Below are 25,424 nucleotides of genomic sequence, written 5' to 3' on the forward strand. Positions count from 1 at the left end.
ACGACGGAGGCTGCAGGCCGCCGTATCCCCGGTTCAGCCCGGCAGCGTCACCACCAGCGGTCCGCCGCGGGTGACGACGACGGTGTGCTCGTACTGCACCGTCGGCGCACGCGGATCGCTGTAGAGCGTCCAGTCGTCGTTGCCGCCCTCGGCCCATTGCGCGCCCATCGACAGGAAGGGCTCGACGGTGAAGACCATGCCGTCGGTCATGCGGCGGCGCTCGCGCGGGTCGGGCCAGGTGGCGATCTCGGTCGGCTCCTCGTGCAGCGAGCGGCCGATACCGTGGCTGGCGAGATTGGTGACGAGCGAATAGCGGTTCTTGCGCGCGAAGTCGCCGATCGCATTGCCGATGGCTGCCAGCGGCTGGTCGGGGCGCACCTGCTTGAGGCCGACCCACATCGCCCGCTTGCCATCGCGGCAGAGCCGATCGATCGCCGCCGTGACCGGTGGCACCGGGAACGAGGCGCCGGTGTCGGCGAAGATGCCGTCCTTTTCAGCCGAGACGTCGATGTTGACGAGATCGCCGGCCTTGATGACGCGGCCGCCGGGAATGCCGTGGGCGATTTCCTCGTTGACGCTGATGCAGGTGGCGCCGGGAAAGTTGTAGCAAAGCTCCGGCGCCGAGCGTGCGCCGGCCTCTTCCAGAACCTTGCGACCGATCGCATCCAGCTCCGCCGTGGTGATACCGGGCTCCAGTGCCTCGCCCATTGCCTGAAGCGCATTGGCGCAGATGCGGCCGATTTCCTTCAGCCGCAGCAGGTCTTCTTCGTTGTTGAGGGTCATCCGTGTCTCGCTTTCGCGCTCACATGTAGCGTGTCATGGAGCGTTATTCCAGCGCAGAGCGGAATGGCCGGGAGCAAACGCCCCCGGCCTTCGAACAGTCAGGCTATAGCGGGTGCCGCCGCCTTCTCTTCGGCCACCGCCTTGCGCACCAGCGGCGCCACCTTGGTGCCGTAGAGCTCGATGCCGCGCATGATCTGGTCGTGCGGCATCGGCCCGATCGCCATCTGCAGCAGGAAGCGATCGTTGCGGAACAGCTTCCAGTTCTCGACGATCTTCTCGGCCACCGTTTCGGGGTCGCCGAGGAAGAGATTGCCGGAGGGGCTGCGCGCCTGGTCGAAATGCGCCCGGCTGGTCGGTCCCCAGCCGCGCTCGCGGCCAATGCGGTTCATCACTTCGGCCTGCGGCCCGTAGAACTGGTCAGCGGCAAGTTCCGTCGTGTCGGCGATGAAGCCGTGCACGTTGATGCTGGTCTTCAGCTTGGCCGCATCTTGGCCGGCGCGGCGGGCAGCCTCGCGGTAGAGGTCGAAGAGCGGCGCGAAACGGCGGGGTTCGCCGCCGATGATCGCAAGCGCCACCGGCAGGCCGAGCGCACCGGCGCGCGCCACCGATTGTGGCGTGCCGCCGACGGCGATCCAGAGCGGCAGCACCTCTTGCAGCGGCCGCGGATAGACGCCGCGATCGTGGATCGCCGGTCGCATCTCGCCCGCCCACGAGACCTTCTCGCTCTCGCGCAGCGCCATCAGCAGATCGAGCTTCTCGGCAAAGAGCTGGTCGTAGTCGTCGAGCGACTGGCCGAACAGCGGGAAGGACTCGATGAACGACCCGCGGCCAGCCATGATCTCGGCGCGCCCGCCCGATATCAGGTCCAGCGTCGAAAACTGCTGGAAGACACGCACGGGATCGTCCGAACTCAGCACGGTGACGGCGCTCGACAGCCGGATGTTCTTCGTCCTTGCCGCTGCGGCCGCGAGGATGACGGCGGGCGCGGAGGCCGCGTAGTCAGGCCGATGGTGTTCGCCGAGCCCGAAGACGTCGAGCCCGACCTGATCGGCAAGCTCGATTTCTTCGAGCAGGTTGTTGAGGCGGCGTTGCCCCTCCCTGCCCTTGTCGTCGGCGTTCGGATCGACATCCGCAAACGTGTAAAGCCCGAGTTCCATGATGTCTGTCCTTTTTCTGTTTGCACAACAGATAGTTGGCGCACACAGGAGCAGCAAATACGCATCCGGGAAACACTGTGTTTCCCGGATGCGCACGAATGAAGCCTCACCCTCTCGGCAGACCGTCAAGCAAAACGTCGAGACCTTTTCTGAACGTGCCATCCCAATCGCTGTCCAGGAGCAGGCGCGTGCGCTCGATCGTCGGATAGCGCTCGCTGAGCGCCGAGAGGCGCTCTTGTCCGGCGGCCTGATCGGCGTCCGAAAGGGCGAAGCTCGCCCGGGTGACGGTGGCGCCGAGCACGTAGTTCCAGAGCGACCAGATCGCAACGTTCATGTCCGCGTCGGCAACGCCGGCTCTCGACAGCGCCTCGCTCATGGTTTCCAGGCGGCCGAGGATATTCGCGCCGAGCGCCCGGCGTGGCAGCAGCGACGCCGACCAGGGATGGCGCAGCATGATTGCGCGCCAGTCCTCGAGCATGCGGACCACACCCTTGCGCCAGTCTTCGACATCATCGGTCTGCGGCTGGTCGAGAAAGGCAAACACGGCATCGAGCGCCAGATCGAAGACCTCCTCCTTGTTACCGACATGCCAATAGAGGCTCATGACCCCCGCGCCGAGACGGTCGGCGAGCTGGCGCATCTTCAATCCCTCGATACCCTCGGCATCGAGCAGTTCGACCGCGGTCGCCACGATGCGCTCCAGAGACAGGGACGGCTCGCCACCCGGCTTCCGCCCGGCCTGAGCTGTCGCCTCTACCCGTGGAGGGCGCTTGCCCTGCCCGCCGTTCCGTTTGACTGCCATGCGTCTTCCCTACTGATTGGAGCATCGATTTATGCCGACACTGCGACGGATGTCGACCCTGAGTGATTGACTCGTACGGTGTACGATGTCATTCAATCGTACACCGTACGAGTCAATCATAGGAGCGACGGCGGAAAGATCAAACTGCCGACCTGCGCGCGACGGCGCACACAGGTCTCGGAGGCGAGAGAACACCATGTCAAACGCAATCAGATACCTCATGATCGGAGGACTCATCATCATGACCACAGGAATTTCCACGGCGAGCGAACAGGCGGCCAAGCTGACGATCGTCAACCCCAAGAACCTCTACGACCCGACGCCGCATGGCTACAGCACGGCGGTGGTCGTGCCTGCCCAGGCCCGTGTGGCCTATATTTCCGGACAGGGCGGCCAGGACGGCACCGGCGGCCTTTCCCCCGATTTCGCCGTTCAGGTCAGGCAGGCCTATGCCAATCTGCGCGCCGCACTCGACGGTCTCGGCGCAAGGCCGGACCAGGTCGCCAAGCTCACCATCTTCGTGGTCGACCACGACATGTCCAAGCTCGAAGTCCTGACCAAGAGCGTCAATGAGGTGTTCGGCGCGGCTCTGCCGGCGCAGACATTGGTACCCGTGCCCAAATTGGCGGTCGACGGGATGCTGTTCGAGGTGGAAGCGGTCGCGGTCATAGACTGACGGGCGAGCGGCTCGCAGGCGCAGGCCGTCGGCTCAAAAGGCAGGTTATGGTCGGGAGAACTGGACGAGGTGACGAAAACCGTGGCTCGTCCAGCTTTCTAAAGCGCGTCGCGCTCTTTCAGATTCGCTCCGTGCGCTTTAAGTTATTGATTTGGCGCATGTCGTTGTCGCAAAACCGCTGCACACTTTTGCGCGACATGCTCTAGCTCAGCGTCCTTTTGACCGCATTGCGCCAGCCCTTGAACTTTGCCTTGCGCGTCTTTTCGTCCATGGCAGGTTCGAAGCGGCGGTCGCGCGCCCAGGACTTGGCAAAGTCCTCCTGCTTCGGCCAGACGCCGGCGCGGCTGCCGGCAAGCCAGGCAACGCCGAGCGCCGTGGTCTCGAGGATCACCGGCCGGTCGACCGGCGCGTCGAGCAGGTCGGAAAGCCGCTGCATCGTCCAGTCGGAAGCAACCATGCCGCCGTCGACGCGCAGCACCGTTTCCTTGCCGTTGTTGCGCCAGTCCTTGTGCATCGCCTCAAGCAAGTCGCGCGTCTGGTAGCAGACGGCTTCGAGTGCCGCGCGGGCAAACTCGGCGGGCCCGGTGTTGCGGGTCATGCCGAAGATCGCGCCGCGCGCGTCCGGATCCCAGTGCGGCGCCCCAAGGCCGGTGAAGGCCGGCACCAGATAGACCTCCTGCGTCGGGTCGGCGCTAGCGGCAAGCGTACCCGTGTCAGGCGCCGCCTTGATCACCTTCAACCCATCGCGAAGCCACTGCACGGCGGCACCGGCAACGAAGATCGAGCCTTCGAGCGCATAGGTCGTCACGCCATCGAGCCGGTAGGCGATCGTCGTCAGCAACCGGTTCTTCGAACGCACCATGTCCTTGCCGGTGTTGAGCAGCGCGAAGCAGCCGGTGCCATAGGTGGATTTCAGCATGCCCGGCTTGAAGCAGGCCTGGCCGATGGTCGCGGCCTGCTGGTCGCCGGCAACGCCGAGGATCGGGATCGCCGCGCCGAAGATTGCCCGATCGGTGACGCCGAAATCGGCGGCGCAATCCTTGACCTCGGGCAGCATGGCGCGCGGCACTTTCAGGATCTTCAGAAGCTCGTCGTCCCAGGCATTTTCGGCAATGTTGTAGATAAGCGTGCGCGAGGCATTGGTCGCATCCGTGACGAAGGACTTGCCGCCAGTCAGCCGCCAGATGAGGAACGTGTCGATGGTGCCGAAGCAGAGTTCGCCCTTGGAAGCGCGATGCTGCGCCCGGTCGACATTGGTGAGCAGCCAGTTGAGCTTGGTGCCGGAAAAATAGGGATCGAGCAGCAGGCCGGTCTTCTTGGTGAAGGTCTTTTCCAGCCCCTGCTTCTTCAGCCGATCGCAATAGGAAGCGGTGCGGCGATCCTGCCAAACGATGGCATTGTGGATCGGATTGCCGGTCTCGCGATCCCAGACGACGACGGTTTCGCGCTGGTTGGTGATACCGATGGCCGAAAGGTCGCCGGCCTTGATGCCGGCCTTGGCGATCGCCTGCTCGACGGTCGAAAGCACAGTCTGCCAGATCTCCTCCGGGTCGTGCTCGACCCAGCCGGATTTCGGGAAATGCTGCTTGAATTCCTTCTGGCTGGCACCGGCAATCTGCTGCTGACCATCGAAGATGATGGCCCGGCTCGAGGTCGTACCCTGATCGATCGCGAGAATATATCCGCCCATATGCCCCTCCCCGGCCACACGCATGTTTGTTCACCCGGCCTTGAAGGCGGGATCTCATTTCGAAAACTTCAATACGATGGCAAAACGAATGTCAAACGAAAACAAAACGCAAGCAATCGGCTCTGTCATTCCCCTTGGCAACTGTGCGGTCGCGAACCCAAAAACACAATTGTCAGCGTCGACGTTTTCCGCGTAGGCTGGCGCTGTTGCGCCGCAACAAAAGCAGTCCGCGGCGCCGCGAAGGGAGAGAGCAGCAATGACGAAAACAGCGGTCATCACCGGTTCGACGAGCGGCATCGGGCTTGCGATCGCCAAGGCGTTCGCCAAGGGCGGCGCCAACATCGTGCTGAACGGCTTCGGCAGCCCCGACGAGATCAGACAAGCGACGGACGAGGTCAGCGCGCTGACGAGCGGAACCGTGCTTTACCATGGCGCCGACATGACGAAACCGGCAGAGATCGCCGATCTGATCGCGACCGCTGCGACGCGATTCGGCAGCGTCGATATCCTCGTCAACAATGCCGGCATTCAATATGTCGAGAAGGTCGAGGATTTCCCGATCGAGCAGTGGGACCGCATCATCGCGATCAACCTTTCCTCCTCCTTCCATACGATCCGCGCCGCCATTCCCGGCATGAAGGCGAAGGGCTGGGGCCGCATCATCAACATCGCGTCTGCCCACGGCCTCGTCGCTTCGCCCTTCAAGGCGGCCTATGTCGCCGCCAAACACGGCGTGCTCGGCCTGACAAAGACCGTGGCGCTCGAAGTCGCCGAAAGCGGCATCACCGCGAACTCGATCTGCCCGGGCTACGTGCTGACGCCGCTCGTCGAAAAGCAGATCCCCGACCAGGCGCGTACCCGCGGCATCACCGAGCAGCAGGTGATCAACGACGTGATGCTGAAGGGCCAGCCGACCAAGAAGTTCATCACCGTCGAGCAGGTCGCAGCGCTCGCCGTCTATCTCGCCGGCGACGACGCGGCGCAGATCACCGGCACCCATGTGTCGATGGACGGCGGCTGGACGGCGCAGTAGCGGCCGATATCCGTCAAGATGGCGGCAGCGCGGGGCAGTCACCCTTCGCGCTGCCCGCGTGGCGTGCAAAAGTCCGCTCAGCCCTTTGCTTTTCTGCATAACCACCTAAGATCAAAGTGATTTCAGGCAGCAGCAGGGAATGAATGGCATGCCCCAGCCGAACGGTTCAATCAGCTTCATCCTCAACGATCGCGAGGTCGCGCTTTCCGATATCGCGCCGACTGCGACCCTGCTCGACTATGTACGGCTTGAGCGCCGGCTGACAGGCACCAAGGAAGGCTGTGCCGAGGGCGACTGCGGCGCCTGCACCGTGCTCGTGGGAAGGCTTGTCGGCGACCGGCTCGTCTACGAAAGCGTCAACGCCTGCATCCGTTTCCTCGGCTCGCTCCAGGCAACCCATGTCGTCACCGTCGAACATCTCGCCGGTTCCGACGGGACGCTGCATCCGGTGCAGCAGGCAATGGTCGATTTTCACGGCTCGCAATGCGGCTTCTGCACGCCCGGCTTCGTCATGTCGCTCTACGGCCTCTGGCTCGGCAACGACGATCCCAGCCATGCCGATATCGAAAAGGCGCTGCAGGGCAATCTCTGTCGTTGCACCGGCTACGAGCCGATCGTGCGCGCCGCCGAAGCCGCAGCCAAGGCGCGGCCTTCCGAAGTCTTCGACCCGATCGTGCGGGAACGAGAAACAATCACCGCCCGGTTGAAGGCGCTGGCGCCGACGGAAACGATCACCATCCGCCGGGATGACGACTGTCTGATCGTGCCGGCCGACAGTGACGGCCTAGCGAGAGCTCTCGCCGACAACCCGGGCGCGACCGTCGTTGCCGGCTCCACCGATGTCGGCCTCTGGGTGACCAAGCAGATGCGGCCGATCAGCCCTGTCATCTTCATCAACGGCATTACCGACCTGCAACAGATCGACGTGCGCGCGGACGGCCTGACGATCGGTGCCGGCGTCAGCTACACAATGGCCCATGCCGCGCTCGCCAAGACCTTTCCTGGCTTCGGCCCGCTGATCGACCGCATCGGCGGCGAGCAGGTGCGCAACATGGGCACGATCGGCGGCAACATCGCCAACGGCTCGCCGATCGGCGACAGCCCGCCACCGCTGATCGTTCTGGGCGCCACGGTGACCCTGCGCTCGAAAGACGGGCGAAGGACGCTGCCGCTCGAAGATTTCTTCATCGCCTATGGCAAGCAGGACCGTAAGCCCGGCGAATTCGTCGAAAGCATCTTCGTGCCGAGCCTGCCGGCCGATGACCACTTTGCCGCCTACAAGATCTCCAAGCGCCGCGACGAGGACATTTCCGCGCTGCTCGGGGCCTTCCGCCTGTCGGTTGAAGACGGCGTCGTCCGCTCCGCCCGCATCGCCTTCGGCGGCATGGCAGCGACACCGAAGCGCGCGACGAATGTCGAGGCGGCGCTGATCGGCAAGCCCTGGAGCGAGGAGACGGTTCGCAACGCGCAGGCTGCCTTCGAGAGCGACTACCAGCCGCTCACCGACTGGCGGGCGACCAGCGACTACCGCATGCTGGCGGCGAAAAACCTGCTGATGCGTTTCTTCCTGGAAAGCGGCGGCGAGACGGCTCAGCTGGTTCGCTTTGCTGCGGGAGACAGATAATCATGGACAAATCCACCTTCGAGGAACGCAAGGCGATCCGCGGCGAGATGCATGCCTCCCAGCGTCACGACAGCGCCCACAAGCACGTCTCCGGCACGGCCGATTACATCGACGACATGCCGGAGCCCGCAGGCACGCTGCATGGCGCGTTTGGCATGACCGATCGGGCGCACGCGGAAATCACCGCCATGGACCTTTCGGCCGTTGCCGCCGTGCCGGGTGTTGTGCTGGTGCTAACCGCCAAGGACATGCCGCATTCCAACGACATCAGCCCCAGCCACCTGCATGACGAGCCGGTGCTCGCCGATGGCCTCGTGCAGTTCCATGGTCAGCCGGCCTTTGCCGTGATCGCCGAGACCCGCGACATCGCCCGCCGGGCAGCAAGGCTGGCGCAGATCACCTATCGCGACCTGCCGCATTTCACCGACATTCTCGATGCCGTCGCCCATGGCGGGCAGTTGGTCACGCAGCCGCTCACCCTGCAGCGCGGCGATGCCGAGGCGGAGCTGGAAAAGGCGCCACGGCGGCTCAAAGGCAGCATGCGCATCGGCGGCCAGGAGCATTTCTACCTCGAGGGCCACATTGCCCTCGCCATTCCCGGCGAGGACGACGAGGTCACCGTCTGGTCTTCGACCCAGCATCCGAGCGAGATCCAACACATGGTGTCGCATGTGCTTGGCGTGCCCTCGAATGCGGTGACGGTGAACGTGCGCCGCATGGGCGGCGGCTTCGGCGGCAAGGAAACGCAAGGAAACCAGTTCGCAGCTCTTGCAGCGGTCGCAGCCAAGAGGCTCAACCGCGCCGTGAAGTTCCGCCCTGACCGCGACGAGGATATGACCGCGACCGGCAAGCGCCACGACTTCCTCGTCGACTACGATGTCGGCTTCGACGACGACGGCCGCATCCATGCGGTCCACGCCAACTATGCCGCCCGCTGCGGCTACTCCTCGGACCTTTCGGGTCCCGTTACCGACCGCGCGCTCTTCCACGCGGACAGCTCCTATTTCTACCCGCATGTGAAGCTTACCTCGCAGCCGCTGAAGACCAACACCGTGTCGAACACCGCCTATCGCGGTTTCGGCGGACCCCAGGGGATGGTCGGCGGCGAGCGCATCATTGAGGAGATCGCCTACCAGCTCGGCAAGGATCCGCTCGAAATCCGCAAGCTGAACTTCTATGGCGAGAAGGGTTCCGGCCGGGACGTAACGCCCTACCACCAGCAGGTGGAAGACAACATCATCGCGCAGATCGTTGCCGAACTCGAAGAGAGCGCGGACTATCAGGCGCGCCGACGCGCGATCCTCGACTTCAATCGGGAAAGCCGCGTCATCCGCAAGGGCATCGCACTGACGCCGGTGAAGTTCGGCATCTCCTTCACCATGACCGCCTTCAACCAGGCAGGCGCGCTGGTGCATATCTACCAGGACGGCTCGATCCACCTGAACCACGGCGGCACCGAAATGGGCCAGGGCCTCTATATCAAGGTGGCCCAGGTGATCGCCGACAGTTTCCAGGTCGATCTCGATCGGGTCCGGATCACTGCGACGACGACCGGCAAGGTGCCGAACACGTCGGCGACCGCCGCCTCCTCGGGCTCTGACTTGAACGGCATGGCGGCCTTCGACGCAGCCCGCCAGATCAAGGACCGTCTCGTCGGTTTCGCCTGCGAGCGCTGGCAGACGACGCCCGAAAATGTCAGCTTCGTCGCCAACCACGTGAAGATCGGCGAAGAGCTCGTTCCGTTCCCCGAGTTCATCAAGCAGGCCTATATGGGCCGCATCCAGCTTTCGGCGGCCGGCTACTACAAGACGCCGAAGATCCACTGGGATCGCGCCAGCGGCCGCGGCACGCCCTTTTATTACTTCGCCTATGGCGCAGCGGTCTCGGAGGTTTCGATCGACACGCTGACCGGCGAATACATGGTCGACCGGGTCGACGTGCTGCACGATGTCGGCCGCTCTCTCAATCCGGCGATCGATCTCGGCCAGATCGAGGGCGGTTTCGTGCAAGGCATGGGTTGGCTGACGACGGAAGAACTCTGGTGGGACGACAAGGGGCGGCTTCGCACTCACGCCCCCTCGACCTACAAGATCCCGCTCGCCTCCGACCGGCCGAAGATCTTCAACGTCAAGCTTGCAGAATGGTCGGCCAATGCCGAGAAGACCATCGGCCGCTCCAAGGCGGTGGGAGAGCCGCCCTTCATGCTGCCGATTTCGGTGCTCGAAGCTTTGTCGATGGCGGTGGCAAGCATCGCCGATTACCGCGAGTGCCCGCGGCTCGATGCTCCGGCAACACCGGAGCGTGTGCTGATGGCCGTCGAGCGTCTGCGCAATCGCTGACGGCCATCATGATTGGTCTCAGATCCGCGGCAGTTCGTTGATGCTGAGCAGGCGCCGGGCACCGGCCATGGCCTCCTCGTCGTCAGCGTGGCGGCTGTGCACATCCATGAAACCCATGTCTCTCTTCATGTGATCGGAGAGTGCGTTCACGTCGAGCATCGGCTTGGGCGCAACAAGGCCGCCGAACAGAACGGCCATGAGCCTGGAGATCGGCTCAAGCGAAAGAAAGTGTTTTCTTTCAGCATGTTCGAATGTTTCGAAAGTCATTTCAGCACCTGTTTCGTCTTGGGAAGTTGACTTGAAGGATGCCGTGAAGGAGGATCGAAATCCAATCGAACATCCGTCTGCATGCATCAAGAGAACTTATCCATGAAGATGTCGAAGCAGTTTCCGCTGAATGCGCTCAGGGTCTTCGAAGCGGTCGCAAGGCTCGGCAGCTTCACCAAGGCAGGCGAAGAACTGGGCATGACCCAGACGGCCGTCAGCTACCAGATCAAGCTGATCGAGGAAAATGTCGGCGAACCGCTGTTCCTGCGCCGCCCGCGCCAGATCTCGCTGACGGACGTCGGCCAGCGCATGGCGCCGCGCGTTACAGAAGCCTTCGAGATGCTGCAGGAGGCCGTTTCCAACGCCCGCGGCGATATCGACAGCGCACTTTTGATCAGCTCGACGCCGACCTTCGCCTCGCAATGGCTCGCCCGCAACATCGGCACCTTTCAGCTCGCGCATCCGAATATCGCCGTGCGCCTGACGACGAGCGATGCACTCACCGATTTTTCCCGGGAACCCTCCGATCTCGCCATCCGCTCGGGCGGCGGCGTCTGGCCCGGCCTCGACACCCATCCGCTGATGCGCGTCGAATTCAGTCCGATGCTGAGCCCGGCGCTCGCAGAAACCATTGGCGGTGTACGCGAGCCGCGTGACCTCCTGAAGCTTCGCATCATCGACGCGGGCGACCCCTGGTGGGCGATGTGGTTCAAGGCGGCCGGCGTCAAGGATCCCGATCTCGAGGGCCGGCCGCACAGCCGGCTCGGCGCTCAGACGTTTGAGGCGCGTGCCGCAATCGCCGGCCAGGGCGTGGCGATCCTGACGCCGGAATTCTACCCCGACGATGTGGCGCTCGGCCGGCTCTACCAGCCTTTCGAGCTGCGCTGCAGCGATGGCTGCGACTACTGGCTCGCCTATCCGCACGCCCGCCGCAACACGCCGAAGATCCGGATTTTCCGCGACTGGATCCTCGGCGAACTTTGCCCGCCGAGCTTCCTGCAGGCAAATAGCGCTTGAGGAACGCCGAAGCCCCTTTTCCCCTCCGCCGTTTATGCGCAAAGTGAGGCAACGGAGACAAAGGGGTTCTGAATGTACGAGTTCGCCATCGCCTGGGAATGGCTGGCCCTAGCCGTGCGCTGGTTGCACGTGATCACCGCCATCGCCTGGATCGGCTCATCCTTCTACTTCATCGCGCTCGATCTCGGCCTGGTAAAGCGCGACCACCTGCCGGTCGGCGCCTATGGCGAGGAATGGCAGGTCCATGGCGGCGGCTTCTACCACATCCAGAAGTATCTGGTGGCGCCGGCCTCGATGCCCGAGCATCTCACCTGGTTCAAATGGGAATCCTACGTGACGTGGCTTTCGGGCTTCGCCATGCTCTGTATCGTCTATTACGGCGGTGCCGATCTGTTCCTGATCGACCGCCACGTGCTCGACATCTCCGCAACCACGGCGATCCTGATCTCGCTTGCGTCGCTCGGCATCGGCTGGCTGTTTTATGACCTCCTGTGCAAGTCACCCATCGGCAGGAACACCTGGGGGCTGATGGCGCTGCTCTATGTGGCGCTCGTCGTCATGGCCTGGGGCTATACCCAGGTCTTCACCGGCCGCGCCGCCTTCCTGCATCTCGGCGCGTTTACCGCGACGATCATGTCGGCCAACGTGTTCTTCATCATCATCCCCAACCAGAAGATCGTCGTTGCCGACCTGATCGCCGGCCGCACGCCGGATCCGAAGCTCGGTGCCCAGGCCAAGCAGCGCTCGCTGCACAACAACTACCTGACGCTTCCCGTCATCTTCTTCATGCTGTCGAACCACTATCCGCTGGCCTTTGCGACAGCCTTCAACTGGATCATTGCGGCGCTGGTCTTCCTGATGGGCGTCACCATCCGCCACTGGTTCAACACCACCCACGCCCGCAAGGGCAGGCCGACCTGGACCTGGCTCGTCACTGCCCTTCTCTTCATCCTGATCATGTGGCTGTCGACGGTGCCGAAGGTATTGACCGGAGGTGAAGACAGAAAAGCCGAGGTCGCGCCGGCCTTCACCCGCTTTGCCGCGAATGCCCACTTCCCCGCCGTCAAGGATACGGTCTCGACCCGCTGTTCCATGTGCCATGCGGCAGAACCGGTCTATGAGGGCATCACCCAGGCGCCGAAGGGCGTCGTGCTTGAAAACGACGCGGAGATTGCCGCCCATGCCCGCGAAATCTATATCCAGGCCGGGCGCAGCCATGCGATGCCGCCCGGCAACGTGACAGACATGACGACGGACGAACGCCAGCTTCTGACAGCCTGGTTCGAAAGCGCCGTCGAGGAAGGCAAGACACAATGACGACCACCCTCATCCGCGGCCGGCTCTTGAGCTTTCATCGCGCGCCAACGTCGATCGACGATAGCGCCGCCTATGGCTACGAGAGCGATGGCGCGCTTCTGGTTAAGGGTGGCCAGATCGTCGCGAGCGGCACTTACGCGGCGGTGAAGGCCAGCGCTCCCGAAGACGCGGTGGAAATCGACCACCGCCCACACCTGATCATTCCCGGCTTTATCGATACGCATCTGCATTTCCCGCAGATGCAGGTGATGGCGTCCTATGCCGCCAACTTGCTCGAATGGCTGAACACCTACACCTTCCCGGAGGAATGCCGCTTCGTCGAGAGCGCCCATGCGGAGCGCATCGCCACCCGCTTCTTCGACGAGATGGTGCGCCACGGCACGACGACGGCGACCGCCTATTGCTCGGTGCACAAGGCCTCGGCCGATGCCTTCTTCGCCGAGGCGCTGCGCCGCGACATGCGCATGATCGCCGGCAAGGTGATGATGGACCGCAACGCCCCGCAGGGGCTGCTCGACACGCCCGAGATGGGCTACGACGAGACCCGCGCAGTCGTCCGCGACTGGCACGGCAAGGGCCGCAACCACGTCGCCATCACCCCGCGCTTCGCCATCACCTCGACGCCCGAGCAGATGGAGGTCGCCAAATCGCTGGTGCGCGAATTCCCCGACCTGCACGTCCAGACCCATCTGTCGGAAAACCGCGACGAGATTGCCTTCACCTGCGAACTCTATCCAGAAGCCAAGGACTACACCGACGTCTACGCGCGCTACGGCCTGCTTGGACCGAAGAGCCTGTTCGGCCACTGTATCCATCTCTCGGAGCGCGAGGCGGATGCGATGAGCGAGACCGGCTCCGTCGCCGTCTTCTGCCCGACCTCCAATCTCTTCCTCGGTTCCGGCCTTTTCCCGCTGCGTGCGCTCAGCCGCCGCGACAAGCCGGTGCGCACCTCGGTCGCCTCCGACATCGGCGGCGGCACGAGCTACTCCATGCTGAAGACGCTCGACGAGGCCTACAAGATCCTGCAACTGCAGGGCGAGCGGCTGAACCCGTTTGACAGCTTCTTCATGATGACCCGCGGCAATGCCGAGGCGCTGTCGTTGGTCGACCGGATCGGCACGCTGGAACCCGGCACCGACGCCGATTTCATCGTGCTCGACATGGCGGCGACGCCGGCGATGGCGCTGCGGGCCGAAGTGGTCAACTCGCTCGCCGACGAACTCTTCCTGCTGCAGACCATGGGCGACGACCGCGCGATCGTCGAGACCTATGTCGCCGGCAGGCCGGCGAAATCGGCGCTCGTCGCCGCATGACCGACGCGAAGCGAAGAGGTCAAGAAAATTTACCTCTTCGCTTTCTGGCTATTAACAAGCCTCCGGCAAACATGGTAATGGCTCGTTCAATCTCCGTTGGACGAAGGCCGTTTCCATGACGCAAATCCTCGAAATCAGCGACCTCAAGGCTCTGGCCAAGCGCCGCGTGCCGAAGCTCTTCTTCGACTATGCCGACAGCGGCGCCTGGACCGAAGGCACCTATCGCGCCAACGAGGAGGATTTCGCCAAGGTGAAGCTGCGCCAGCGTGTACTGGTCGACATGACCAACCGTTCGCTGGAAACGACGATGATCGGCCAGAAGGTGTCGATGCCGGTGGCACTTGCCCCGACCGGCCTCACCGGCATGCAGCATGCCGACGGCGAGATGCTGGCGGCCCAGGCGGCCGAGGCCTTCGGCGTGCCCTTCACGCTTTCGACCATGAGCATCTGCTCGATCGAGGACGTCGCCTCGGTCACGACGAAACCCTTCTGGTTCCAGCTCTACGTGATGCGCGAGCGCGAATTCGTGCTCAACCTCATCGACCGTGCGAAGGCGGCGAAGTGCTCGGCGCTGGTGCTGACGCTCGACCTGCAGATCCTCGGTCAGCGCCACAAGGACCTGAGAAACGGCCTGTCAGCCCCGCCGAAGATGACGCCGAAGCATCTCTGGCAGATGGCGACGCGTCCCGGCTGGTGCATGAAGATGCTCGGCACCAAGCGCCGCACCTTCCGCAACATCGTCGGCCACGCAAAGAGCGTCACCGACCTCTCCTCGCTCGGCGCCTGGACGGCCGAACAGTTCGACCCGCAGCTGTCGTGGAAGGACGTCGAATGGATCAAGGAACGCTGGGGCGGTCCGCTGATCCTCAAGGGCATTCTCGACCCTGAGGACGCGAAGATGGCGGCGGCGACCGGTGCGGACGCGATCATCGTCTCCAACCATGGCGGCCGCCAGCTCGACGGCGCCCATTCCTCGATCAGCATGCTGCCGCGCATCGTCGATGCGGTCGGCCACCAGATCGAGGTGCATGTCGACGGCGGCATCCGTTCCGGCCAGGACGTGCTGAAGGCCGTCGCCATGGGCGCCAAGGGCACCTATATCGGCCGCCCCTTCCTCTACGGCCTCGGCGCCATGGGCAAGGACGGCGTCACCAAGGCGCTCGACATCATCCGCAAGGAGATGGACATCACCATGGCGCTCTGCGGCAAGCGCAACATCAACGACGTCGACCGCAGCATTCTGGCGGAGTGAGGGCGGGCAGCCCTCGCCTCAGCTCCCCCGATAGGTCGAATAGCCGTAGGGCGAAAGCAAGAGCGGCACGTGATAATGGCTCGCCGGATCGGCGATGCCGAAGCGCAACGGAATGCGGTCGAGGAAGGCCGGTTCCGGCAGCGCCACACCCGACAGGCGCAGATAGTCGCCGGCATAAAAGACCAGCTCGTAATTGCCGGCCATGAAGCCGATGCCTTCGACCATCGGCCCGTCGACGCGGCCGTCGCTGTTGGTGTGAACGGTGCGGATCAGCTGCCGCTCTTCGCCTTCGAGCCAGTAAAGGTCGATGCGCAGGCCTTCGGCCGGCTTGCCAAGCGCGGTGTCGAGAACGTGGGTGGTCAGGCGGCCGGTGCCAGTCATCGCTTGCCTCTTCTCAAGGGGTCAACGCAGGCCAGATCCCGCGCCCAAACTCTTCGTTCCGTTAGACTGTTTCATCATTTCCTCGAAACGAAGAAACAGTCTAACTCTTTGAAATAACGCAATTCCGGACGGAAAACCGTTTCACACTTTTCCTGGAATTGCTCTTTAGGTCGCGCTCTCGATGACGAAGGGTTCGTCATAGAAGAACTCTTCCAGATTGTTGCCCGGCCCTTCGCGGTCGACGATGAGGAAATCGCTGACGGCGCCGACCGACATCAGCGGGTGGTGCCAGACATTGCGGCCGTAGTTGACGCCCTGCCGGCCACCCGCCTGAAACACCCGTGGCGTGCCCGGACGACCGTCCTCGTCCTCCGCGACGACGACCAACCACGGCCGGTCGTCGAGCGGAGAAAAGCTCTGGCTGCCGAGCGGATGGCGTTCCATCATCGTGACGGCATAAGGAAAGGCGCGCGGCTGGCCGCGAAAGATGTTGATGATGACATTGGCGCCCTCGCCGACGACATCGGCGCGCGCCAGCCCGTGGAAGCGTTCGGTGTTGCCGCCGTTGATGTAGCGCATCGTCGCCGGGTCGGCTTCGATGATGGTGCCGAAAGGAGCGAAGCTCTCGCGCGTCAGCGGTTCGATCGTCAGCAGGCGCGACATTATGCGGACACCTCGCAAGAAGACGCAGCCCTTGCGGATATCCGATCCAGTTCGAGGGCCCTCCTCATCAGCGGGGACAGGCATCGAACGGTATTGTCAGGCATTTTCGTCTCCAGGAAGCATCGACTGCAGGCGCAGGCGGGCAATTTTCTCCACCTGTGCGCAAGCGGTTTCAAATTCCTCTTCGGGCGAATTGTCAATGCGGCTTTGGAAGGCGGCAAGAATTTGCCCCTTGGTCAGCCCCTTCACCGCGATGATGAAGGGAAAGCCGAACTTCTTCGTATAGGCATCGTTGAGCGCGGTGAAGCGCTGGTGCTCCTCCGGTGTCAGCCGGTCGAGGCCAGCGGACGCCTGCTCGGCGGTGGAATCCGCGGTGAGCTTGCCGGCAATCGCCAGCTTGCCGGCAAGATCCGGATGCGCCCGCAGCACCGCGAGCTTCTCGCGCGGCAGCGCCGTGCGAAAAGCCTGGCAGAGTGCGGAATGCACCGTTCCCGCCGTCAGCCCCGTCGCCGCGGCGCGATCGTAGGCTCGTTCGGCAACCCATGGCGAGTGCTCGAACACGCCGCCGAAACGGGCAACGAAGGCATCGCGGTCGGACATCAGAGCGCCCCTTCCGGCTTGTGGTGCTGGTACCAGTGGTTGGCGATGTCGATGCGCCGGGGCACCCAGACCTTGTCGTGCGACATGACGTAATCGATGAAGCGAGCGAGCGCTGCGGCGCGGCCCGGTCGGCCGACGAGCCGGCAGTGAAGGCCGATGTTCATCATCTTGGCGTCGCCCTGGCGGCCCTCCTCGTAGAGCACGTCGAAGGTGTCCTTGAGATAGGTGAAGAACTGGTCGCCGGAATTGAAGCCCTGGTTGGTGGCAAAGCGCATGTCGTTGGCATCGAGCGTATAGGGGATGATCAGATGCGGCTTGTCGGCCGCAGGACCCGGGACCCAGTAGGGCAGCTCGTCCGCATAGCTGTCGCAGGAATAGAGGAAGCCGCCCTCTTCCAGCACCAGCTTCAGCGTGTTGGCCGAAGGCTTGCCCTGGTAGATGCCGAGCGGCCGCTCGCCGGTGAGTTCGGTGTGCAGCCGCACGACCTCGCGAATATGCGCGCGCTCGACTTCCTCGGGAACATCCTTGTATTCGAGCCAACGCAGGCCGTGGCTGGCGATCTCCCAGCCGGCTTCCTTCATGGCGGCAACGGCTTCCGGGTTGCGCGCCATGGCAAGCGTCACGCCATAGACGGTCAGCGGCACGTTGCGGCTGGTGAACATGCGCCAGAGCCGCCAGAAGCCGGAACGGGCGCCGTATTCGTAGATCGATTCCATGTTGAGATTGCGCTGACCAACCCAGGGCTGCGCGCCGACGATCTCCGACAGCAGGCATTCGGACGCCGGGTCGCCATCGAGAATGCAGCTTTCGCCACCCTCTTCGTAATTGAGCACGAATTGCACCGCGATGCGCGCATCCCCCGGCCAGTTCGCCTTTGGCGGATTGCGGCCATAACCTACGAGGTCGCGCGGATAGCTAGTCTCAGACATCAAATCACCCTTCGATTTTTCCTGAACGGTATCACCGCCGACCGGATTGTCGATACCGAAATCTACCCGCGCGGATGCACTCTGCTGCCCTGCCGTCGCCTTGGCAAAGATCGCAATTGAGATCCTTCGCGAAAACGTCTTAGGTGCGGGTGGCTTCAACCAGACGGCGCAGCGCGATGAAAACCTACATCCAGAATCTTCGCGAAAAGATCGGCACAGACCTCCTGCTCTGCCCAGCGGTCGCTGCCGTCATACACAACGCCGAGGGGCAGATATTGTTGCAGGAGAAGGCGAGCGGCGAAGGCTGGAGCTTGCCGGCCGGCACCATCGAGCTGGGCGAGGCGCCCGAGGAGGCGGTCATGCGCGAAGTCATGGAGGAAACGGGCTTCCCGGTCCTGATCGACAGGATCCTTGGCGGCAAGGACTTTCGCTACACCTATCCAAACGGCGACCAGGTCGAATACGTCGTCACCCTGTTCCGATGCCGCATCGTCGGCGCTCAGCAGCCGATCCTGGACGACGAGACGAAATCGCTTCGGTATTTTTCCGCCGCCGACATGCCGCCGCTGGCGCTGCCCTACCCACCGTCGCTGTTGTTTGGCAGATAGCGCTGCGGCTACAGCGCCGGGCGTTCATGCGAACGCACAAGGGATGCTCTAGCGATGCGCCATCAGCGCCGCGACGATCAGCGGCAGCGGCCGGGCCGCACCCTGCGGTGCCAGCGACGGATCGGCGGCGGCGCGCTTTGCCCGCTCGGCGCGCGTATTCGTCGAGATCTTGCCGAGCGGATGCTGCGAATGCACCCGCATGGGCGCACCCGTCTCCTGCTCGACGAAGAGAGCAACGCTGCCGATCGAAAGCGGCTTCGTCAGGCAGGGCTCGAACAGGGCGCGAAGCGGCGTCTCGACCTGGCGCATCGCGTCGGGCGCAAGCGGACCGGTGAGCATCATGTGGAACCGGTATTCATCCATCACGTGAGGATCGCCCCAGCGGTGCAGATTGGAAAACTGCGGCGCGGTCAGCCGGTCCGGATCGGACCGCTCGATGTCGTCCTCGCTGAGCGGCGCGCGGAAGGTGTCAAACTCCTGGACGACATTGGCAGCGAGAAGATGCATGGCCGTGCTCGGCACCTGCGGCATCAGCCCGAAGCATCGGCCGATGCGGGCGACCTCCAGGCGGTCGATTTCGAACGGCGTCTGGGCGCCGGCAAAATGCATCAGCGCCTTCAGAAGCTTCGATTCCGTCATGTCCGGGTGCAGCCGGAACGGCGACATCATCACCGCATGGAAACCGAAGCGGCGGGGAACCGCCGTATGATAGGCGACGTCTGCGGCGCTGAGGCCGGCAACGGACGGCAGTTCGGCAGGCTCGCCGGAATAGACATTGCGCCCGAGCCAGCTTGCAGCAATCGCAGAAAGCGGGTCGGCCATCGGCGGCGTGAAACAAATGGCATAGCGCATCGGCTGGCTCCGGGTATCCGTCAGCGCGGGATGATAAGAAGCACGCGGTTTTCCGCCCTCACCCCGACCTGTCTCCTGGCCGCGTCTTAGGTGATTTGCGTGACAGATTGACGAAGTCGGCCGGGGATGAGCGCCACCGCCGCTCCGAGCCCTCCCTTGCGTTTTTCGGAACCATCCGGGCCACCACCCGTTCCCCAATGGTAGCAAACAAGGATGGAGAAGAAGCGTGAGCTATCACAATGCAAACCTTCAGGACGCCCGGATCAAGGAAACCCATGACCTGATCGCGAGCGACAAGGTTGAAGGTACGAAGGTCTACGGCCCGGATGACAGGCACATCGGCGCGATCGAGCGCGTGATCATCGAGAAGCGCAGCGGGCGCGTCGCCTATGCGGTGCTGGGCTTCGGCGGTTTTCTCGGCATCGGCGAAGACCACTATCCGCTGCCCTGGGCCAAGCTCACCTACGACGAGAGGCTTGGCGGCTATCGCACTGATGTGACTCGCGATCAGGTGGAAAACGCACCGAAGTATCACGGCACCGAAGAATATGACTGGAACGCCGAAAACGGCCGCCGCGTCTATGACTATTACGGCGTGCCGCCCTACTGGATGTAATACTTGAGTTTCGATCTTTCAGGCCCCGCCGCCGGCGGGGCCTTTCGCATGTCCGGCGCTAAAGGCTAGCGAAGTGCCGCCATGTGATTCCGGCAGAAGAAAGAATCGGGAATATCGATGCTTGGCAGGCCGGCGATCTCGTCGACGACGAAACGCGCCAGCCGGTGGGCGATACCGAAGCTCACCTTGAAGCCGCCGGTCAGCACCGATACGTTTTGGTGGTCCGGATGCCGGCCGGCCATCGGCTCGCGTCCCGTCGCTTTCGGCCGCAAGCCCGCCCATCGCTCCACCACCTCGGCACCCGCCAGGCGCGGCGCGAGCATCCTGGCGCGTCGAAGCAGGTCGTCGAGCTGCTCGTCCGTGGACAAGGGATCGGCAAAGCTGTTCTCGCTGGTGCTACCGACCGCCACGTGGCCGTCGTCATGCGCGGTGATGTAGACGCCATCGGCGAAGATCACCGGAAGCGCCGGATCGATCTCGGCCCGCAGCAGCGCCGCCTGGCCCTTGACCGCCGTGCCGCTCGTTCCCGCCAGCGGCATCGACACAGCGTCGATCAGTTGAAAACTGCCGACACCGGCGGCGATGATGCAATGTTTAAAATCGATCCGGGTGCCATCATCGAGTTCGGCCCGGCCATGTTCCGGCTCGATCCTGCGCACGCCCCTGCCCTCGTCCACACGAACGTTCGGTGCGTGCAGGAGCGCAGCGTGTAGCGCTGCGATCATGCGCCGCGGCGAAACCCTTGCGGCGAGCGTGTCGAAGACCATGCCGTGCGCTGCTGCCTCGGCGCCTGGCCAGCCCTCTGGGCCCTGGTCCTTTACGTGCCAGTGGAACTGCCTGTCGGCTGCGCGCCAATGGCCGCGTGCGTCCTCTTCATGCCGGAGCGCGATGTCGCGCAGATGGGGCTTGGGAAGCGGGATCAAGCGTCCGGTTCGGCGGTAGCCGGTCGACAGGCCCGTCTGCGCCTCGAGTGCCGCGATCTCTTCCTCGATCGTCACCAGGGCGTCGAACTGGAACTGTTTCTTGGCGTTCCAGCGGTCAGGCATGTGCGGCATGAGCGCCCCGAGCAAGCCGCCGCTTGCACCCGAACCAATGCCTTTGCCGTCCACGAGCCGCACCGTCATGCCGCGCTGTGCGGCGGCGCGCGCGGCCCACAGCCCCATGATGCCGCCGCCGACGACCAAAAGCTCGCTCATCGATTGACCTTCTCCGGCCGGCGGATTATCGCCTTGGCCATGACAGGATCCGCAGACCCGATCGAGCCCCCGGCGCACCAGAACCTTGATTGGCACGAGGGCGATATGCCCTATTCCCGGGAGTTTGGCGATCACTTTTATTGCCGCACCGACGGGCGGCTGGAGTGCGGTCACGTCTTCCTGTCCGGCAACGGCCTGCCCGACCGCTGGGTCGGCTCAGGCGCCTTCCGCATCGGCGAACTCGGCTTCGGCACCGGTCTCAATTTCTGCGAGACGTGGCGCCAGTGGAAGATGACCGCGGCCACCGGAGACCGGCTGCGTTTCACGTCCTTCGAACGCTTCCCGATGGCGGCCGACGAGATTTCGCGCGCGCTCAGCCACTGGCCGGAGATCGACGCAGAGCGGCAGGCGCTGGTCGCGCGCTGGCCGGCCGAGCCCGACGGCAACGTCGAGATCGACTTCGGCGATGGTGTCAGCCTCACCGTCGTCTGCGGCCCGGCACTCGAAGGCGTTGCCCGCGCTGAAGATCCGTTCGACGCCTGGTATCTCGACGGCTTCGCGCCATCACGCAATCCCGACATGTGGTCGGAAGAACTGATGCGGCTCGTCTTCGAAAAGACAGCACCCGGCGGCAGCTTTGCGACCTATGCGGCCGCCGGCTTCGTTCGCCGCAACCTCCAGGCTGCCGGTTTCGCCGTCGAGAAACGCAAGGGCTTTGCCGGCAAGCGCGAGATGCTGCGCGGCGACCGCGCCGAGACCCGCGCGATTTAGATCTGTCTTGAACGGTTGCGCCATCGGCCAGCGAAGATGCGTCAGCGGAAAGATTTTGCTCCACAAGAGAACTGAACTGTCGCAAATGGCGGGCCATCATCGCGTCGAATCTGCGACACACTCCCCATCGGCAACACGGTGGGTCTTTCATGAACGACGATCAGTTTCCCGATGCAGCAACCGGCGATGCAGCCTCGACGCCAATGGAGCGGCGGCGCCGGCCGGGCGGACGCGGCGCCGAACGTATCCGCAAGCCCTCCGGCGGGAAATATCTCAATCTTGTCAATACGCTGGCCAAGTCCACGGTCCTTTCGGACGATGCCCTTGAAGCGGTGCATGAGGCATCGCTGACGATCCTCGAAGAGATCGGCATGGACATCATCCTGCCGGAGGCGCGCGACCGGATGAAGGCGGCCGGAGCCGACGTCACGCCGGGCACGGACCGGGTGCGCTTCGACCGCGGGCTGATCATGGACATGATTGCGTCTGTACCCCCCGCCTTCACCATGCATGCCCGCAACCCGGCACGCAATGTTCAGATCGGCGGCAACAATCTCGTCTTCGCGCAGATCGCCAGCGCGCCCTTCGTCGCCGATCGCGACGGCGGCCGCCGCACCGGCAACCAGGAAGATTTCCGCAAGCTGGTCAAGCTCGCCCAATCCTACGACATCGTGCACACGACCGGCGGCTATCCGGTCGAGCCGGTCGACATTCATGCTTCGGTGCGTCACCTCGACTGTCTGTCGGACATGGTCAAGTTCACCGACAAGGTCTTCCACGTCTATTCGCTCGGCAAGCAGCGCAACACCGACGGGATCGAGATCGCACGCATCGGCCGTGGCATCTCGATGGAGCAGATGGAGCGCGAGCCTTCGCTCTTCACCATCATCAACACGTCCTCGCCGTTGCGGCTCGACGGGCCGATGCTGCAGGGCATCATCGAGATGTCCTCGCGCAACCAGGTGGTCGTGGTGACCCCCTTTACCCTGGCCGGCGCCATGGCGCCGGTGACGATTGCCGGTGCGCTGGTCCAGCAGAATGCCGAAGCGCTCTGCGGCATCGCATTTACCCAGATGGTCAGGCGCGGCGCGCCCGTCATGTATGGCGGCTTCACGTCCAACGTCGACATGAAGACCGGCGCGCCGGCCTTCGGCACGCCCGAATACATGAAGGCGGTGATCGCCGGCGGGCAGCTCGCCCGCCGCTACAACATCCCCTACCGCACCTCAAACACCAATGCCGCCAACACGCTCGATGCGCAGGCCGCCTATGAGTCCGCCATGTCGCTCTGGGCGCTGACGCAGGGCGGTGGCAACTTCATCATGCACGCCGCCGGCTGGACCGAGGGAGGGCTCACCGCCTCCTTCGAGAAATTCATCCTCGACGTCGACATGCTGCAGATGGTGGCGGAGTATCTGACGCCGCTTGATGTCAGCGAAGATGCGCTCGGGCTCGATGCCGTGCGCGACGTCGGCCCCGGCGGACATTACTTCGGCACGCTGCACACGCTGCAGCGCTACGAGACCGCCTTCTATTCGCCGATCCTCTCCGACTGGCGCAACTTCGAAACCTGGACGGAAGCCGGGCGGCCGACGACCTACGACCATGCCAATCGGATCTTCAGGCAGAAGCTCAACGAATACGAACGCCCGCCCCTCGATCCCGCGATCGAAGAGGAACTCGACGCTTTCGTTGCCAAGCGCAAGGCAGAAGGCGGTGTCCCGACGGACTTCTGACGGGACCCCGGACGCTCTCGTAGTGCCTTCACCGTATTGCGCGTTCGCGCATCAGGCGGGAAAGACGGCAGCCCGCGCGGTTGCGATCAGTTGCTCCGTCGTCGCTGCGACGCAGTTGCGGTCGATCTCGGCGACCGTCCGCTCCCTGACATGCGCGGAAAGCTGCTTCCTGAAATCACCAAGGGTGCGCGGTGCAGCGCAAATCACCAAGCTGTCGAAGGCGTGGTCTGCCGCATAACTTTCCAACCTCTCGGCCACATCGGCAACGAAGCGCTGCTGCTCCTCGCGCACGGGGTCGCTCTTGTATTCCATGGCGGAGCGGCCGTGGCCAACCGACGAATGCGACCTGCCCGGCTTGTCGGCCATGATGTCCTGAACGCGCTTCGGTTCGGTGTGAAAGGTTTCCTCGTCTGGCCGCTGGCGATCCTCCTTCAGAAGGTTGACGCCCTTGACGATGCGCGCGGTGTTGCCATCCGCGACCAGTATCCATGTCCGGTTCTGCACGATTGTCTCCCCATGATAGGTGTGGATCGTGGCGGGCCGAAGAGGCCCTGTAAAAGAAACGCATGAAGCCCGGTTCGGTTCCGAAGCCGGTACCTTCCGACACGATTTATTTGCACCTGAAACGACGGTCACATCCGCGCGAGATAGGCCTCGAAGCTGCGGTCCGGTGTCGCCTCGTAGCGCTCGCGCTCGACATGGAGCGCGGCAATGCGGTCGACCCGGAAATCGCGAAAATCCGACCTCAGTTCGCACCAGCCCGTCAGCAGCCAGAAATGGCCGAAGACGCTCAGGCCCAGCGGCCAGATCGTCCGTTCCGAGTGCTCGTCCTTGAGGCTGTCATATTCCAGGCGAAGCTTGCGCCGCTCGGCAATCGCTTGGCGGATCTCGCCGAGCAGCACCGGCGGCTCCGGTTGCAGCGAAGAGCGGAAGGCGCGAAGCGGTGCGGCCGTCAGCCGCTGGCGATGCTCGGGCGGCAGGCCGTGGGCGATCTTCTCCATCGCCTCGCGCGCCGCCTGGGCAAGCCGGCCGTCGCCCAGCATCTGCACGGCACGGGCGCCAAAGGCCAGCGCTTCGAGCTGCTCGAAGGTGAAGGCGAGCGGCGGCGCATCGAAGGCGCCGCGCAGGAGATAGCCGACGCCACGCTCGCCGTCGATCGGGGCACCCGAGGCGATCAGGTGCTCCATGTCCCGATAGATGGTGCGCTGGGCGACCTCCATCTTCTCGGCAATCTCGCGCGCCGTCATCACCCGGCCGCTCGCGCGCAGGAGCTGGATGATGCGAAACAGCCGGTCGGCGGGTCTCATGTCTGGCCTCCTTGCGGCAAGCCGTCTTTCAAGTGTCAAGGGCACGTATCAAAGGGCTACCGCGCGCCTCGTGGGTTCACAAGAAGCGCGCTGTCGATAATGGCCATAAGGCTGTCAGTTGCCCTGTGTTAAATCAAGCGGCAACTCAGATGGAGCATCAACATGACCAGCGATCACATCCTTGAACTTGCCGTCTGCATCGTCACCGACAGGCCGGCGGCGACGGCCACGCGTCAGCGGGCGATGCGGGCCGTTTCGCGCTACCCCGGCTTCGTCTCCTGGCGCGCGGTCGATTCCTGCGAAACCTCGGGCATGTTTGCCGACCTCGTCGAGTGGGAGACGCTGGAGGCTGCCCGGTCGGCAGGCGAGCGCGTCCGGATCGATCCGGAGTTCGCACCTTACGCAGCGACGATCAGCGCGGTAATGCTGGTGCAGCATTTCAGCGGCGGCCAGAAGATCTGAACGGCCCGAACGAGACGAGCAAAGGACTGCATG

The 25,424-nt window shown here is 63.8% G+C and carries 26 protein-coding genes; 13 read left to right on the forward strand and 13 right to left on the reverse strand.

Annotation, left to right across the window (positions count from 1 at the left end; all coding sequences use genetic code 11):
* Positions 1-33 precede the first annotated feature (33 nt).
* From map to C1A35_RS28490, 3 genes are all read right to left on the reverse strand, one after another.
* Positions 34-783, reverse strand: a complete 750-nt coding sequence (gene map, locus C1A35_RS28480) for a type I methionyl aminopeptidase (RefSeq protein ID WP_104667594.1) — start codon at positions 781-783, stop codon at positions 34-36.
* Positions 784-881: 98 nt separating this feature from the next.
* Entirely contained in the window at positions 882-1,940 is a 1,059-nt protein-coding gene (locus tag C1A35_RS28485) for an LLM class flavin-dependent oxidoreductase (RefSeq protein WP_104667595.1), read from the reverse strand.
* A gap of 106 nt (positions 1,941-2,046) precedes the next feature.
* Positions 2,047-2,742 carry a TetR/AcrR family transcriptional regulator gene (locus tag C1A35_RS28490; protein WP_104667596.1) on the reverse strand — a complete coding sequence of 232 codons (696 nt, stop codon included), beginning with the start codon at positions 2,740-2,742 and terminating at the stop codon, positions 2,047-2,049.
* 196 nt (positions 2,743-2,938) lie between these two features.
* On the opposite strand from C1A35_RS28490, the gene C1A35_RS28495 reads away from it, so the two are divergent.
* Positions 2,939-3,418: a RidA family protein gene (locus tag C1A35_RS28495; protein WP_104667597.1), complete on the forward strand. Its 480-nt coding sequence runs from the start codon at positions 2,939-2,941 to the stop codon at positions 3,416-3,418.
* A 202-nt stretch (positions 3,419-3,620) separates the two neighbouring features.
* On the opposite strand, the gene glpK is transcribed toward C1A35_RS28495, so the two are convergent.
* On the reverse strand, positions 3,621-5,108 hold the full coding sequence (gene glpK, locus C1A35_RS28500) for a glycerol kinase GlpK (protein ID WP_104667598.1): 1,488 nt from the start codon (positions 5,106-5,108) through the stop codon (positions 3,621-3,623).
* 256 nt (positions 5,109-5,364) lie between these two features.
* Here glpK and C1A35_RS28505 point away from each other — a divergent pair, with 256 nt between their 5' ends.
* The 3 genes from C1A35_RS28505 (at position 5,365) to xdhB (ending at position 10,104) form a co-directional block, all read left to right on the forward strand.
* Entirely contained in the window at positions 5,365-6,141 is a 777-nt protein-coding gene (locus C1A35_RS28505) for a 3-hydroxybutyrate dehydrogenase (protein ID WP_104667599.1), read from the forward strand.
* Between the two features lie 148 nt (positions 6,142-6,289).
* Positions 6,290-7,765, forward strand: coding sequence for a xanthine dehydrogenase small subunit (xdhA, locus tag C1A35_RS28510; protein ID WP_104667643.1), 1,476 nt, complete (start codon positions 6,290-6,292; stop codon positions 7,763-7,765).
* 2 nt (positions 7,766-7,767) lie between these two features.
* Complete coding sequence (gene xdhB, locus C1A35_RS28515) at positions 7,768-10,104, forward strand: xanthine dehydrogenase molybdopterin binding subunit (RefSeq protein WP_104667600.1); 2,337 nt, start codon at positions 7,768-7,770, stop codon at positions 10,102-10,104.
* Between the two features lie 18 nt (positions 10,105-10,122).
* Here xdhB and C1A35_RS28520 read toward each other — a convergent pair whose 3' ends face one another.
* A complete protein-coding gene (locus C1A35_RS28520; protein WP_158665189.1) occupies positions 10,123-10,461 on the reverse strand; it encodes a hypothetical protein in 339 nt (112 codons plus the stop codon).
* A gap of 12 nt (positions 10,462-10,473) precedes the next feature.
* Between C1A35_RS28520 and C1A35_RS28525 the strand changes: the two genes are divergently transcribed.
* The 4 genes from C1A35_RS28525 (at position 10,474) to C1A35_RS28540 (ending at position 15,270) form a co-directional block, all read left to right on the forward strand.
* Positions 10,474-11,388, forward strand: a complete 915-nt coding sequence (locus tag C1A35_RS28525; RefSeq protein WP_199773055.1) for a LysR substrate-binding domain-containing protein — start codon at positions 10,474-10,476, stop codon at positions 11,386-11,388.
* A gap of 72 nt (positions 11,389-11,460) precedes the next feature.
* Positions 11,461-12,705, forward strand: a complete 1,245-nt coding sequence (gene puuD, locus C1A35_RS28530; protein WP_104667603.1) for a urate hydroxylase PuuD — start codon at positions 11,461-11,463, stop codon at positions 12,703-12,705.
* A complete protein-coding gene (gene guaD / locus C1A35_RS28535; RefSeq protein ID WP_104667604.1) occupies positions 12,702-14,018 on the forward strand; it encodes a guanine deaminase in 1,317 nt (438 codons plus the stop codon). Before puuD ends, guaD begins: the two co-directional genes overlap by 4 nt.
* Before the next feature lie 115 nt (positions 14,019-14,133).
* The gene (locus C1A35_RS28540; RefSeq protein ID WP_104667605.1) at positions 14,134-15,270 is read left to right on the forward strand and encodes an alpha-hydroxy acid oxidase; all 1,137 of its coding nucleotides are present in this window, start codon (positions 14,134-14,136) and stop codon (positions 15,268-15,270) included.
* 18 nt (positions 15,271-15,288) lie between these two features.
* On the opposite strand, the gene uraH is transcribed toward C1A35_RS28540, so the two are convergent.
* The 4 genes from uraH to puuE form a co-directional block, all read right to left on the reverse strand.
* The gene (uraH, locus tag C1A35_RS28545) at positions 15,289-15,651 is read right to left on the reverse strand and encodes a hydroxyisourate hydrolase (RefSeq protein WP_104667606.1); all 363 of its coding nucleotides are present in this window, start codon (positions 15,649-15,651) and stop codon (positions 15,289-15,291) included.
* 165 nt (positions 15,652-15,816) lie between these two features.
* The gene (locus tag C1A35_RS28550) at positions 15,817-16,314 is read right to left on the reverse strand and encodes an ureidoglycolate lyase (RefSeq protein WP_104667607.1); all 498 of its coding nucleotides are present in this window, start codon (positions 16,312-16,314) and stop codon (positions 15,817-15,819) included.
* 96 nt (positions 16,315-16,410) lie between these two features.
* Positions 16,411-16,914, reverse strand: coding sequence for a 2-oxo-4-hydroxy-4-carboxy-5-ureidoimidazoline decarboxylase (gene uraD / locus C1A35_RS28555; RefSeq protein WP_104667608.1), 504 nt, complete (start codon positions 16,912-16,914; stop codon positions 16,411-16,413).
* A complete protein-coding gene (puuE, locus tag C1A35_RS28560; RefSeq protein WP_104667609.1) occupies positions 16,914-17,843 on the reverse strand; it encodes an allantoinase PuuE in 930 nt (309 codons plus the stop codon). Before puuE ends, uraD begins: the two co-directional genes overlap by 1 nt.
* Positions 17,844-18,019: 176 nt before the next feature.
* Here puuE and C1A35_RS28565 point away from each other — a divergent pair, with 176 nt between their 5' ends.
* Positions 18,020-18,451 carry an NUDIX domain-containing protein gene (locus tag C1A35_RS28565; protein ID WP_104667610.1) on the forward strand — a complete coding sequence of 144 codons (432 nt, stop codon included), beginning with the start codon at positions 18,020-18,022 and terminating at the stop codon, positions 18,449-18,451.
* Between the two features lie 48 nt (positions 18,452-18,499).
* On the opposite strand, the gene C1A35_RS28570 is transcribed toward C1A35_RS28565, so the two are convergent.
* Positions 18,500-19,303, reverse strand: coding sequence for a DUF1045 domain-containing protein (locus tag C1A35_RS28570; RefSeq protein WP_104667611.1), 804 nt, complete (start codon positions 19,301-19,303; stop codon positions 18,500-18,502).
* Between the two features lie 226 nt (positions 19,304-19,529).
* On the opposite strand from C1A35_RS28570, the gene C1A35_RS28575 reads away from it, so the two are divergent.
* Positions 19,530-19,919, forward strand: a complete 390-nt coding sequence (locus C1A35_RS28575; protein ID WP_104667612.1) for a PRC-barrel domain-containing protein — start codon at positions 19,530-19,532, stop codon at positions 19,917-19,919.
* A 65-nt stretch (positions 19,920-19,984) separates the two neighbouring features.
* Here the strand turns inward: C1A35_RS28575 and C1A35_RS28580 are convergent, their stop codons facing one another.
* Positions 19,985-21,115 (reverse strand): NAD(P)/FAD-dependent oxidoreductase, encoded by a 1,131-nt coding sequence (locus tag C1A35_RS28580; RefSeq protein ID WP_104667613.1) that lies wholly within the window; start codon positions 21,113-21,115, stop codon positions 19,985-19,987.
* A 39-nt stretch (positions 21,116-21,154) separates the two neighbouring features.
* Between C1A35_RS28580 and mnmD the strand changes: the two genes are divergently transcribed.
* Positions 21,155-21,886 (forward strand): tRNA (5-methylaminomethyl-2-thiouridine)(34)-methyltransferase MnmD, encoded by a 732-nt coding sequence (gene mnmD / locus C1A35_RS28585; protein ID WP_104667614.1) that lies wholly within the window; start codon positions 21,155-21,157, stop codon positions 21,884-21,886.
* 203 nt (positions 21,887-22,089) lie between these two features.
* Complete coding sequence (locus tag C1A35_RS28590) at positions 22,090-23,622, forward strand: trimethylamine methyltransferase family protein (protein ID WP_440271573.1); 1,533 nt, start codon at positions 22,090-22,092, stop codon at positions 23,620-23,622.
* A gap of 51 nt (positions 23,623-23,673) precedes the next feature.
* Here C1A35_RS28590 and C1A35_RS28595 read toward each other — a convergent pair whose 3' ends face one another.
* Together C1A35_RS28595 and C1A35_RS28600 are read right to left on the reverse strand one after the other, a co-directional pair.
* Positions 23,674-24,126, reverse strand: coding sequence for a host attachment protein (locus tag C1A35_RS28595; RefSeq protein WP_104667616.1), 453 nt, complete (start codon positions 24,124-24,126; stop codon positions 23,674-23,676).
* A gap of 128 nt (positions 24,127-24,254) precedes the next feature.
* Positions 24,255-24,929 carry a helix-turn-helix transcriptional regulator gene (locus tag C1A35_RS28600; RefSeq protein WP_104667617.1) on the reverse strand — a complete coding sequence of 225 codons (675 nt, stop codon included), beginning with the start codon at positions 24,927-24,929 and terminating at the stop codon, positions 24,255-24,257.
* Positions 24,930-25,091: 162 nt separating this feature from the next.
* Between C1A35_RS28600 and C1A35_RS28605 the strand changes: the two genes are divergently transcribed.
* The gene (locus C1A35_RS28605) at positions 25,092-25,391 is read left to right on the forward strand and encodes a hypothetical protein (RefSeq protein ID WP_104667618.1); all 300 of its coding nucleotides are present in this window, start codon (positions 25,092-25,094) and stop codon (positions 25,389-25,391) included.
* Positions 25,392-25,424 lie beyond the last annotated feature (33 nt).

Source organism: Ensifer adhaerens, assembly GCF_002940685.1.
GTDB lineage: Bacteria > Pseudomonadota > Alphaproteobacteria > Rhizobiales > Rhizobiaceae > Ensifer > Ensifer adhaerens_E.